Raw genomic sequence first — 11,255 nt, 5'->3', positions numbered from 1 at the left:
GCTCAATTCCCCCCAGCGACCGCGTTGCCGATATTGGGATCGAAGGTGAAGATGACGTAGGTGCCGAGGCCCATGATCAGGATCATCGACAGCACCAGGACGGTGTTCAGCCAGAACCGCGTCGAGTCCTTGCGTGCGTAGTCCGAGATGATGGTGCGCAGGCCGTTGCCGCCATGCAGCTGAGCTAGCCACAGCATGGTCAGATCCCAGAACTGCCAGAACGGGCTGGACCAGCGGCCTGCCACGAAGGCGAAGTTGATGCGGTGCACGCCGTCGTCGAGCATCAGCATGATGAACAGGTGGCCCAGGACGAGGACGATCAGCGCCAGGCCGGAGAAACGCATGAACAGCCATGCGTAGAGCTCGAAGTTGCCGCGCGACGCACGCCGCGGCGAGCGCGGGTTGTCCAGGCTGGCGGGGCGGTCGTAGGACGTTCCCAGGACGGGCGCGGAGCCCGCGGAGCGCCCCGAATGATTCTGTGCTTCGGTAGTCATCGCCGTCAGCTCACAAACATGTGGTAGAAGATTCGGCCTGCGCCGGGGATCATCACGACGAACCAGATCGCGAGGATCACCCACAGCATCTGCCGCTGGTACTTGGGTCCCTTTGACCAGAAGTCCACCAGCATCACGCGAATACCGTTGAGACCGTGGTAGAGGACGGCCGCGGTGAGGCCGAGTTCCATCAGCCCGACGAGCGGATTCTTGTAGGTGGCGACGACGTGGTCGTACGCATCGGGACTCACCCGTACCAGTGCGGTATCCAGCACATGGACGAAGAGGAAGAAGAAAACGGTGACCCCGGTGATCCGATGCAATACCCAGGACCACATGCCCGGGTCACCCCGATACAGGGACCGCGTTGGCTCCTTTGCCGGAGCGGTTTCCGTCGTGCTACTCATCGAGTGCTACGCCTCCAACGTGACTGGTGAACTCGTCGAATCTCCGGCCCGCCGAGTACACGGACCGACTCGTGTTGAACTGTAAACCTCCCTGTGAGGGGGAACTAGTTCGACTTACCGTTCGTTGGCGCCGGAAAAGCGTTCTTAGGTTTGCCTTTCCAATTGTTGTCGAGCGGTGCCGATCAGGTAGTAGCAACGAATGCGGACGCCGGACAGGGGTGTGTCACATGGTGGAAACAGACTGGAAATTATTGCGGGACAGTGCATACGAGACTTCGCAGCGTGCTTACGCGCCCTATTCTCGGTTCCCTGTCGGTGCGGCGGCGCTAGTCGATGACGGCCGAATTGTCGTCGGATGCAATGTGGAGAATGTCTCATACGGTTTAGGGCTGTGTGCCGAATGCGTACTGGTGGGTAACCTCCATTCCGGCGGCGGTGGACGATTGGTCGCATTCACGTGCTGCGATGCTCGCGGCGCAATCTTGATGCCGTGCGGCCGATGCAGGCAACTGTTGTTCGAGCACGGCGGTCCCGAATTGACTGTCGACACCGCGTCCGGTCCCCGCTCGCTCGCCGAGTTGCTTCCCGATGCCTTCGGCCCCGACGACCTCGCGCGGATCGCCGAGGCGCGCTGATGCCCGACGCAGCGTCGATCATCGCGGCCAAGCGCGACGGACACGTGCTCTCGGATCAGCAGATCGACTGGGTGATCGACGGCTTCACCAAGGGGACCGTCGCCGACGAACAGATGTCGGCCCTTGCCATGGCGATCGTGTTTCGCGGCCTGAATCGTGCCGAGACCAGCCGGTGGACCACGGCGATGATCGCCTCGGGCACGCGGATGAACTTCACCGATCTGCCGCGACCCAGCGTCGACAAGCATTCGACCGGTGGTGTGGGGGACAAGATCACGCTCCCGTTGGCACCGCTGGTCGCGGCCTGCGGTGCCGTGGTTCCGCAGCTGTCCGGCCGTGGTCTCGGGCACACCGGCGGCACTTTGGACAAGCTGGAATCGATCCCGGGCTGGCAGGCCGATCTCGACGGCGACAGCATGCGGCGAATCCTGGCGGACCCCGCGATCGGCGCGGTCGTGTGTGCGGCGGGTGCCGATCTGGCGCCAGCGGACAAGCGGCTCTACGCGCTGCGCGACGTCACGGGCACCGTCGAATCCGTTGCGCTGATCGCCAGTTCGATCATGAGCAAGAAGATCGCCGAGGGCACCGGGGCGCTGGTCCTCGACGTCAAGGTCGGCGCCGGTGCGTTCATGAAGTCCATCGACGACGCACGAGAACTGGCCACTGCCATGGTGGAACTCGGCCACGACGCAGGCCTGCCGACGGTCGCGCTGCTCACGGCGATGGACACCCCGCTCGGTAGGACAGCGGGCAATGCGCTGGAGGTGGCCGAATCGGTCGAGGTGCTTGCGGGCGGCGGCCCTACCGATGTCGTGGACCTCACGCTCGCGTTGGCTCGGGAGATGTTGGCAGCGGCCGGAATCCACGACATCGACCCAGCCGATCGGTTGGCCGACGGTTCTGCCATGGACCGATGGCGGGCGATGATCGCGGCTCAAGGCGGCGATCCCACCGCATCCTTGCCCACCGCGCAGCATTGCGAGACACTGACCGCGAGGTCGAGCGGCGTGCTGACCAGGTTGGATGCGATGGCTGTCGGCCTCGCGGCGTGGCGGTTGGGAGCAGGTCGGGCGCGGCAGGGCGATCCGGTGCAGGCAGGGGCCGGCGTCGAAATGCATGCCAAGCCCGGCGACCGGCTGACTGTCGGACAGCCGGTGCTGACGCTGCACACCGATACGCCCGCCGCATTCGCGGACGCCACCGCCGCGCTGGACGGGGGTTGGGCGATCGGTCCCGATGTGGTGGCGTCGCAACACGGTTCGCTGATCCTGGATCGGATCTGCTGAGCCCATTTTCTGGACCGCACGCGCTACCGTCGAGGTATGTCGTATCCGGGGCCGTCAGCGTTGACTGAAGAAAACATCAGGCAGGCACCGAAAGCCTTGCTGCACGATCACCTGGACGGCGGCCTCCGCCCGTCTACGGTGCTGGAATTGGCCGCTGACTGCGGCTACGACGAGCTGCCCGCCGACAACCCGGTCGCACTCGGCACCTGGTTTCACGAAGCGGCGGACAGCGGCTCGCTGGAGCGCTACCTGGAGACGTTCGCGCACACCGTTGCGGTCATGCAGACGCCGGACGGGCTGAGTCGAGTCGCGAGGGAATGCGCCGAAGATCTGGCGGCCGACGGTGTGGTCTACGCCGAGGTGCGCTTCGCGCCGGAACAACATCTGGATGCGGGACTCACGCTCGACGAGGTGGTCGAGCACACGCTGGCGGGGTTCGAAGAAGGTGCCGACAACGCCACGGCGGCGGGCAAGCCGATCAGAATCGTGTGCCTGCTCACGGCTATGCGACATGCGGCCCGCTCTCGCGAGATCGCCGAGCTGACAGTGCGGTTTCGCGATCGGGGAGTAGTGGGCTTCGACATCGCAGGAGCCGAGGCGGGCTACCCACCCAGCAGGCATCTGGATGCCTTCGAATACATGCGAACGCAGAACGCGCACTTCACCATTCACGCCGGTGAGGCGTTCGGACTGCCGTCGATCCACGAGGCCATCGCGTTCTGCGGAACCGATAGGTTGGGTCACGGCGTGCGTATCGCCGACGACATCGTGGTCGGGCCGGACGGGACGCCGACGCTGGGACTGCTCGCGAATTACGTTCGCGACAAGCGGATTCCGCTGGAGCTGTGCCCGAGTTCGAACGTCCAGACCGGTGCGGTGCCGAGCGTCGCCGAGCACCCGTTCGATCTGCTTGCCCGGCTCCGGTTCCGCGTCACCGTGAACACCGACAATCGGCTGATGGGCGACACCTCGATGAGCGCCGAAATGCTGGCGCTGGTCGAGGCATTCGGCTACGGCTGGAGCGATCTCGAGCGATTCACGATCAACGCGATGAAGTCGTCGTTCATCTCGTTCCCCGAGCGGCTGCAGATCATCGACGACGTCATCAAGCCGGGTTTCGCGGTCCTGCTCGGCTGACGCCGCTGTGAGTGAAATTCAGTGCTGGGGCACCCAATTTCACGCACGGCGCGTCAGCGCGGCTGGAGGCGCGCCTCGAATTCGCGGTCCAGGGCACGCCATGCGTCGGCCTCGGTGTCGAAGGGCGGGCTAGGGGCCATGCGCGTCGGATCGGGGTTCAAGGCGAAGGACACGTACCAGCCCAGCGGGGCGGAGGGGGCCAACGCCTGCTCCACCGAATCGTCGTCGGCGTAATCGGCTGCGTCGGTGAACAATTCGACGGCGAGGTCGAGCTGTTCGGCATCGATGGCGTCCGGGCCGGAGGCCAGATCGTCGGCCAATCCGGTGAGCACGTAGACGTTCTCGTCCGTCACCTCGACCTCGAGCGAACCGTCGACCGCGGCCGTCTGCACATCGGAGTACGTGCTGACCTTCGACAGGTCGTGGTCGTGGTTGTCGGCTAGGTAGCGCGCCAACGCCCGCTCCGAGGTGAAGACCGTGATCGCACCCTTGGTCCCGAGGAAGATCGGATCGTCGTCGAGGTAGCAGCGCAGCGTGTAGTACGTCTGCGCACTGGTGATGATCTTGATCGGGTCGATTCCCACTGCGTGCCAGAAGGAATCGTCCTCCTCGTCATCGAGATCGTCCTCGTCGTCGGCATCCGCGCCGACCGCGGCAGCGCCCGCGGCACCGACGGCGGTCTCGTCCGCATCGTGGTCTTCGTCGTCATCGGACTCGTCGGCGACGTCGTCGGCATCGACGGTGTTCTCACCGGCCGCGAGCAGCTCGGCCTCGGCAACGGCGATCGCCGACTTGTCGACGTCCGGCGTCTTCACGATCGTGTCGATCGCGTCCAGCACCTGATCCCAGTCCTTCGAAATGGCCGAACCGATCTGATCCCACAGTGCCTCGCCCTCGCGGCCGCCGAAGGCGTTCACGCCGCCGGGCAGGGCACCGAGAATCGGATTGTTGCTGAAGAAGCGGATCACCTTGTCCAGCTCGCACACCTCGCCGATGTTGCGAACCATATTGAGGGTGTCCTCGAGCTCGGTGACGGTGTCCGCATCGGGATCGCTCGCCGCCAGCTCCGGCACGCCGACCAGGTCGAAGCAGAAGTTCTCGTCCGGCTCCAATTCGGCTGCCGACAGTGCCGACACGACGTTCCACGATGGGTGCTCCACCAGGTCGTTGTCATCGTCGGTGCGAATGAAAGCCGCGAGCTCGGCGATCGATTCGAAGCCGTACAGGTCGTCCTCGTGTCCGAGGAACGCCTCCCATTCGTCGTCGCCTTCACGCCAGCGAGGTGCCCACAGGGTCACCAGATCGCCGTCGGTCAGTCCGAGCTCGATCGGAACGATGTCACCAGCTGCCATGGCCGGAAGCCTATCGACAGAGTTCCGCCGGCACTATTCGGCCCGCGTTCACGGCGCTCGGAAGGTCGAATTGAGGCTTTCGAGAATCTTTCCCCGTTCCACACCCGTCAACTGGGCAGCCTGATGGCTGGCCCAGGTGATCAGCTTGCTCACGTCTTTGGCCGACATCTCGGAGATCGACTCGTCGAGCCAGAGCCCGGTCAGCGCGCCGTTGCCGTCGACCTCGGCGGTCACCGCGCCGTCCTTGGTGGCGAATCGCGCACGGATCTGTTGTAGGGCACCGAGCGACGTCTCCAGGTGCTCGAGCTTTGCGTTGGCCGCCTCGACGAGTGCGTCCATGTCGTCTCCGCTCATATCGGTCGCATCCAGCTGGTAGGGGCAGTGTCTTGTTCTTCGTCGGCGTCGTACCGCGCGTCGGCGACGTCGCGCGTCGGCAGGCCGAGACGATCGAGCACGTCGGGTGGGACGCCCGCGGCGGCGAGCTCGTCGCGTCTGCGAGCGCGAGCTTCGACCGCCGCCCGCTGGCACAGGCGCAATACCTCGTCCGCCAAGGCTTGGGCGCCGAAGCGCAACTCCCGCTTGTCGATGCGCACGTCGACGGGCAGGCCTTGATCGGTCGCGCGGACCGAAATGGTGCCCGCACGATTGGTGCTGGTCACCATGGTCACGTTGGCGGGCTGCTCTGGCCCGGTCATGCGCGGCCCCGTCATGTCCGGCCCGGTCATGCCTGGCCCGGTCATGCCTGGCCCGGTCATACCGAAGGCCTGAAGAAGCCGTGGAACGCCATGCCGCTGTTGCTGGTGCGGATCGGCCCGACCTCCACCGGATCACCGGCCTCCACCAGTTGGCCGTTGCCGATCACCATGGCGACGTGCCCGTCCCACACCGCCAGATCGCCGGGCATCACGTTGCCCGCGGCCACCGGCGTTCCGACGCTCTGATCCTGTGCCAGACGTGGGATGTCCAGGCCTGCTTCGTGATACGCGTACTGGGTGAGACCGCTGCAGTCGAGCCCCTGCCCGGGCGACGTACCACCCCAGACGTAGGGGACACCCTGCTGACTCAACGCGGCGCGCACCGCGGTGGCCGCCTCTTCGTTGGGTGCTGTTGCTGTACTGCCGTCAGGCAATGTGATCTCCACTCCCTTCCCGTCGAACTTTCCCGATCCTGAGCTGGAACCCGATCCCGTGCTGGAGCCCGATGTCGGCGGCGCGGATCGGCCGGGCGACCCGCCACCCCCGCCGCTCGGCATCAGGCCGGCGAAGGAGGGTTGTCCCGCCGATTGGCCGAATGCGCTGCCGAACTTCGATCCCACATCATGCAGGGCCCCAACGGGATCGACCGATGGGCCGACGCCCGCCGCATGTGTCGCGGCCGGTCGTGCCTGGTCAGGCGTGTCGGACGGTGCAACCAGCCCGGTCATCGCCGCCGTGTGCGCGCTGAGCTGGCCGCGTACTTTCGCAACGACGGCCAGCGCGCGACTCAAGTGGTCGAGTGCCGCTGCGATGATCATCAACTGGCCTGGCGGCGTTGCCAGCGCAGGCCCGGCGGCAACCGCAATCGAGATGAACGACTGCAGAATGCCCTCCAACTCGACCATTCCGGCCTTGACGTCTTCCGACGCCTGGTGGACCACGTCCGCGATGGCGGTGCCGCGGTCGGCGATCGCCACGGCGGACCCTTGCGCCTGCTGTGCCTTCGCCACCGCGGCATCAGCGGCGTCACCCGCCCATGCGCCACCCAGATCGCTGATCCCGGCGCGTCCGAGCGAATGCACCGAGTCGATTGCGGCCGACGACATGCGCAGGGCATCGGCGGGGCCGTCCGCGGGCATCGTCCCGCTGCCGAAGCTCTTCAACAGTTCGATGATGGGCTGTGCCAGGGCCTCGACAGCGATCACGCCGACACCCCGATTCCCGCCGCGCCCAGACTCGCGGCGTTGGCGCCGTCGGTCGAGTCGTAGGACAGCGCCGACGCCACCGCCGCCTCGCTCATGCTGCCGAGCACACCGGACAACGCGCCCATCGAATTCACATGAGCGGCATGTGCGGTGCCGAACGCGGCGACGAAATCGCCGCCGATCAGCCCGAATACCGGCCCGAGCAGCACCGGGCCCGCCGCAGCGGTGCCGGCACCTGCCGCTGCCAGCTCGCTCGCCATCGTCGCTGCCGTTCCCCCATAGGCATGGATGGCGGCGATCTCCGCGGAGAACCCACTCATGCGATCGCCCCCAAGTCGATTTGTGCCGTCAGATTGTTCGACGCTCATCGGGGTGAAACGGTTCCATCCGGGCCCTGCCATTTATTCTTTCCCCCATGGACACCCACGTTGTCGAACATCCACTCGCCGCCGCGCTGCTCACCACGATGCGCGACGAACGGTCGGACAACGCCACGTTCCGCAACGCCCTTCGCGAACTCACCCGCATGTTGATCTACGAGGCCATTCGCGACGCGCCGATCGAAGAGTTCGACGTCCAGACGCCGGTTGCGGTGGCCAGAGGCGTCCGCATCGCGACGCCGCCGCTGTTGGTTCCGGTGCTGCGCGCCGGCCTCGGCATGGTGGAGCAGGCCAGTGCGCTGATCCCGCAATCGCGCGTCGGCTTCGTAGGGATGGCCCGCGACGAGCAGACCCATCAGCCGGTGCCGTACATGGAATCCCTCCCCGACGACCTGGCGGGCGTACCTGTCTACGTCCTCGATCCGATGCTGGCCACCGGTGGTTCGATGAAGCACACCATCGAATTGCTGGTCGCCCGCGGTGCTACCGACGTCACCGCCGTCTGCGTGGTCGCGGTGCCGGAAGGCATTCGTGCCCTTGCCGATTCGGGCCTCCCGGTGCGACTCGTCGCCGCAACCGTCGACGACGGCCTCAACGACGACGCCTTCATCGTGCCCGGGCTCGGCGACGCGGGTGATCGGCAGTTCGGGCCGCGGTAGCTCGCTACAGCTCGCTGCAGAACTCGCGGAGCTCGACGAGTCGCTGCTCGGCCGCAGCGCGAGCGCGCGGGAGGTCGGTGTGATCGGAAACAGGTTCGACCACTTCCAGGTAGCACTTGAGCTTCGGCTCGGTGCCGGACGGACGGATGACGATTCGGCTGTGCTCGGTCTCGAAGATCACCGCATCGGTGCGGGACTGCCCGCGTCGATCGAGTAGATCCGTCATCGTGACCGCCTCGCCCGCAAGCGATTCCGGGGGCCACGAGCGCAACTGCGTCATGGTGGCCTCGATCTCGGTCAGATCGTGGACGCGCCGCGACACCTGATCGCCCGCGTGCAGGCCGAATGCCACCGCGTAGTCGTCGAGCACGTCGAGCAGGCTGCGGCCCTGGGCTTTCAGGCCTGCCGTCAGATCGGCGGCGAGCACCGCGGCGGAGATGCCGTCCTTGTCGCGCACCACGTTCGGATCGACGCAGTGTCCGATCGCCTCCTCGTAGGCGTAGACCAGCCCGTCGCCCGCGCGGACAAGCCATTTGAAGCCGGTGAGGGTCTCCGCATGCCGGGCACCGCGTGCTGCGGCAACCTTGGCGAGCAGCCGCGACGACACGACCGAGCTGGCGACCAGCGAGTCCGGCTTCGCACGGGACAGCACGTGATCGCCGAGCAGCGGCCCGGTTTCGTCGCCTCGCAGCATGCGCCAGCCGTCGTCGGTCGGCACGCCGAGTGCGCACCGATCGGCATCGGGATCCAACGCGATGGCGAGGTCGGCCTTCACGTCGGCTGCGAGTGACAGCACTGCGTCCGTGGCTCCGGGTTCCTCGGGGTTGGGGAACGGGACGGTCGGAAAGTCGGGGTCGGGATCGAATTGTGAAGCAACCGTGTGGATGTCGGTGAAGCCCGCTGCGCGCAGGGCAGCGACAGCGGTATCCCCGCCGACTCCGTGCAACGCGGTCAAGGCGATACGCAGGCCTCGTAGCGATCCGTGGGGGAGCGAGGCGACGCGGTCGATGTAGCGCTGCGTCAGGTCGTCACCCACCGGTTCGACGACGGCACGCGGCAGCATCTCGAGCGCAGGAACGCGATCGATGAATTGCTCGATTTCGCGGTCCGCGGGCGCTATCAGTTGTGCGCCACCGGAGAGGTAGACCTTGTAGCCGTTGTCGGTCGCCGGGTTGTGCGACGCCGTGATCTGCACGCCCGCAACGGCATCCAACGCACGTACTGCGAATGCGGTCACCGGCGTCGGCAGCGGTCTCGGCAGTGCGGTGACCGAGAAGCCCGCGCCGGCAAGTACTTCCGTGGCAGCCTTCGCGAATTCGGCGGAACCGTGGCGCGCGTCGTGCCCGACGACGACCACGCCGCCGCCCAGGCAACGCTCGCGCAGCCAGGCGGCGAGCCCGGCAGTGGTCCGAACGACGACGTCGACGTTCATGTCGTCGGGGCCATCGCCGATCGGCCCCCGAATGCCCGCGGTGCCGAACCGCAACGGGCTCACAGCCGCGCCACCACATCGCGCAGCAGGGCGCCGATCCGTGGTCCAGCCGCCTTGCCCTCTGCCAGAACCTCCTCGTGGCTCAGCGCCTCTCCTGTGACGCCTGCAGCCAGGTTGGTGACCAACGACAGTCCGAGCACGCGAACACCGAGCGAGCGGGCGGCGATGGTCTCGAGCACCGTGGACATCCCGACCAGATCCGCACCCATCGCACGCAGCATGGCGATCTCGGCGGGCGTCTCGTACTGCGGTCCGATGAGTCCGGCATAGACGCCGTCGGTCAGGGACGGATCGACGATGCGCGCGATGTCGCGCAATTCGGGGTCGTAGGCGTCCACCATGTTCACGAATCGTGCCCCGATCAGCGGCGTGCGTGCCGTCAGGTTGATGTGATCGCTGATCAGCACAGCATCGCCGACCTGCAGGCCGGCGCCGATGCCACCGGCGGCGTTGGTGAGGATCACCACCTCGGCCCCGGCGGCGACAGCGGTGCGCACAGGATGGACGACCTGGCTGGGCTCGTAGCCCTCGTAGAGATGATTGCGGCCCATCATCAACAACGCATGGGTACCTGCGACTTCGACCGACAGAATCGTCCCACCGTGGCCCTCGGCGGTCGGCGTCGCGAACCCGGGTAATTCGGCCATCGGGATCTTTGCCCGCGGCTGCCCGAACTGGGTCGCGGCCTCCTGCCACCCCGATCCGAGAATCACTGCGACTCGGTGCTCGGAAACTCCGGTGTGATCGGCAATGTCGGCGGCTGCCTGGGTCGCTTGCATGACAAGGACACTAGTTACTCTTCCCGTATGCCATTCCTCGATCGCAACGGCGACGTCTTCGTTCTCTACCTCGGTACGCAAGGTGAGACCGACAGTGAAAACCGCTTTCATCCCGACTTCATCGACGAGGTCCACGCCAAGTTGGACGAAGTAGAGGCCCACAGTGGCCCCAAGGCGCTGGTGACGACGTCGACGGGCAAGTTCTTCAGCAACGGTCTCGATACCGACTGGCTGTTCGGCAATTTCGACCAGATGCACGGCTATCTCGACCGGGTGCACACCCTTTTCACGCGATTGCTCACCTTCCCGGCGGCCACCGTTGCCGCGGTGAACGGCCACGCGTTCGGTGCGGGCGCCATGTTGGCGACCTCGCACGATTTCCGGGTGATGCGCGCCGACCGTGGTTTCTACTGCCTCCCCGAGATCAACCTCAACATGCCGTTCACCGTCGGTATGTCGGCGCTGATCACCAACCGGCTCGGCAACCAGAACGCCGTCGCGTCCATGACGACGGGTCGTCGATGGGGTGCGGCCGACGCGCTGGCCGCGGGGATCGTCGACGCCGTCGCCGACGAGGACGCCGTGTTGTCCACCGCGGTCGCGCGGGCAGCGGAGTTGGTGGGCACCCAGGGGCAGAACCTTGCAGGCATCAAGCGCGCCATCCACGCCGACGCCCTCGCCGGTCTGGCCGTGAAGACCGACGAGTCGAATCTCGCCTTCGCGCAGGGCTGACC

The 11,255-nt window shown here is 66.2% G+C and carries 14 protein-coding genes; 5 read left to right on the top strand and 9 right to left on the bottom strand.

Going from position 1 to position 11,255, the window contains the following annotated elements:
* Positions 1–2: 2 nt before the first annotated feature.
* Together FOY51_RS13455 and sdhC are read right to left on the bottom strand one after the other, a co-directional pair.
* Positions 3–494: a succinate dehydrogenase hydrophobic membrane anchor subunit gene (locus FOY51_RS13455; RefSeq protein WP_149430736.1), complete on the bottom strand. Its 492-nt coding sequence runs from the start codon at positions 492–494 to the stop codon at positions 3–5.
* Between the two features lie 5 nt (positions 495–499).
* Entirely contained in the window at positions 500–901 is a 402-nt protein-coding gene (gene sdhC, locus FOY51_RS13450; RefSeq protein ID WP_149430735.1) for a succinate dehydrogenase, cytochrome b556 subunit, read from the bottom strand.
* Positions 902–1,128: 227 nt separating this feature from the next.
* Here sdhC and FOY51_RS13445 point away from each other — a divergent pair, with 227 nt between their 5' ends.
* Genes FOY51_RS13445 through FOY51_RS13435 form a run of 3 tightly spaced genes read left to right on the top strand, consistent with a single transcriptional unit; the run spans position 1,129 to position 3,959 of the window.
* Entirely contained in the window at positions 1,129–1,536 is a 408-nt protein-coding gene (locus FOY51_RS13445; protein WP_149430734.1) for a cytidine deaminase, read from the top strand.
* Positions 1,536–2,822: a thymidine phosphorylase gene (locus FOY51_RS13440; protein ID WP_149430733.1), complete on the top strand. Its 1,287-nt coding sequence runs from the start codon at positions 1,536–1,538 to the stop codon at positions 2,820–2,822. Before FOY51_RS13445 ends, FOY51_RS13440 begins: the two co-directional genes overlap by 1 nt.
* 36 nt (positions 2,823–2,858) lie before the next feature.
* Positions 2,859–3,959, top strand: a complete 1,101-nt coding sequence (locus tag FOY51_RS13435; RefSeq protein ID WP_149430732.1) for an adenosine deaminase — start codon at positions 2,859–2,861, stop codon at positions 3,957–3,959.
* Between the two features lie 53 nt (positions 3,960–4,012).
* Here FOY51_RS13435 and FOY51_RS13430 read toward each other — a convergent pair whose 3' ends face one another.
* Genes FOY51_RS13430 through FOY51_RS13410 form a run of 5 tightly spaced genes read right to left on the bottom strand, consistent with a single transcriptional unit; the run spans position 4,013 to position 7,531 of the window.
* The gene (locus FOY51_RS13430; protein WP_149430731.1) at positions 4,013–5,311 is read right to left on the bottom strand and encodes a SatS C-terminal domain-containing protein; all 1,299 of its coding nucleotides are present in this window, start codon (positions 5,309–5,311) and stop codon (positions 4,013–4,015) included.
* Between the two features lie 48 nt (positions 5,312–5,359).
* The gene (locus FOY51_RS13425) at positions 5,360–5,650 is read right to left on the bottom strand and encodes a YbaB/EbfC family nucleoid-associated protein (RefSeq protein ID WP_235916297.1); all 291 of its coding nucleotides are present in this window, start codon (positions 5,648–5,650) and stop codon (positions 5,360–5,362) included.
* 11 nt (positions 5,651–5,661) lie between these two features.
* Positions 5,662–6,006 (bottom strand): hypothetical protein, encoded by a 345-nt coding sequence (locus FOY51_RS13420; RefSeq protein WP_149430850.1) that lies wholly within the window; start codon positions 6,004–6,006, stop codon positions 5,662–5,664.
* A 56-nt stretch (positions 6,007–6,062) separates the two neighbouring features.
* Positions 6,063–7,211: a C40 family peptidase gene (locus FOY51_RS13415; RefSeq protein ID WP_235916296.1), complete on the bottom strand. Its 1,149-nt coding sequence runs from the start codon at positions 7,209–7,211 to the stop codon at positions 6,063–6,065.
* A complete protein-coding gene (locus FOY51_RS13410) occupies positions 7,208–7,531 on the bottom strand; it encodes a type VII secretion target (RefSeq protein WP_149430729.1) in 324 nt (107 codons plus the stop codon). Before FOY51_RS13410 ends, FOY51_RS13415 begins: the two co-directional genes overlap by 4 nt.
* Positions 7,532–7,626: 95 nt before the next feature.
* Here FOY51_RS13410 and upp point away from each other — a divergent pair, with 95 nt between their 5' ends.
* Positions 7,627–8,250 (top strand): uracil phosphoribosyltransferase, encoded by a 624-nt coding sequence (upp, locus tag FOY51_RS13405; protein WP_149430728.1) that lies wholly within the window; start codon positions 7,627–7,629, stop codon positions 8,248–8,250.
* 4 nt (positions 8,251–8,254) lie between these two features.
* Here the strand turns inward: upp and FOY51_RS13400 are convergent, their stop codons facing one another.
* Both FOY51_RS13400 and FOY51_RS13395 read right to left on the bottom strand, forming a co-directional pair.
* Positions 8,255–9,745, bottom strand: a complete 1,491-nt coding sequence (locus FOY51_RS13400; RefSeq protein ID WP_290367889.1) for a phospho-sugar mutase — start codon at positions 9,743–9,745, stop codon at positions 8,255–8,257.
* A complete protein-coding gene (locus FOY51_RS13395; RefSeq protein WP_149430727.1) occupies positions 9,742–10,521 on the bottom strand; it encodes a purine-nucleoside phosphorylase in 780 nt (259 codons plus the stop codon). The genes FOY51_RS13400 and FOY51_RS13395 overlap by 4 nt, the downstream gene beginning before the upstream one ends.
* Positions 10,522–10,548: 27 nt before the next feature.
* On the opposite strand from FOY51_RS13395, the gene FOY51_RS13390 reads away from it, so the two are divergent.
* Entirely contained in the window at positions 10,549–11,253 is a 705-nt protein-coding gene (locus FOY51_RS13390; protein ID WP_149430726.1) for an enoyl-CoA hydratase/isomerase family protein, read from the top strand.
* Positions 11,254–11,255 lie beyond the last annotated feature (2 nt).

Origin of the sequence: Antrihabitans cavernicola, assembly GCF_008297975.1 — a bacterium.
Taxonomy (GTDB): domain Bacteria; phylum Actinomycetota; class Actinomycetes; order Mycobacteriales; family Mycobacteriaceae; genus Antrihabitans; species Antrihabitans cavernicola.
This window is presented reverse-complemented; position numbering and strand designations above follow the sequence as displayed.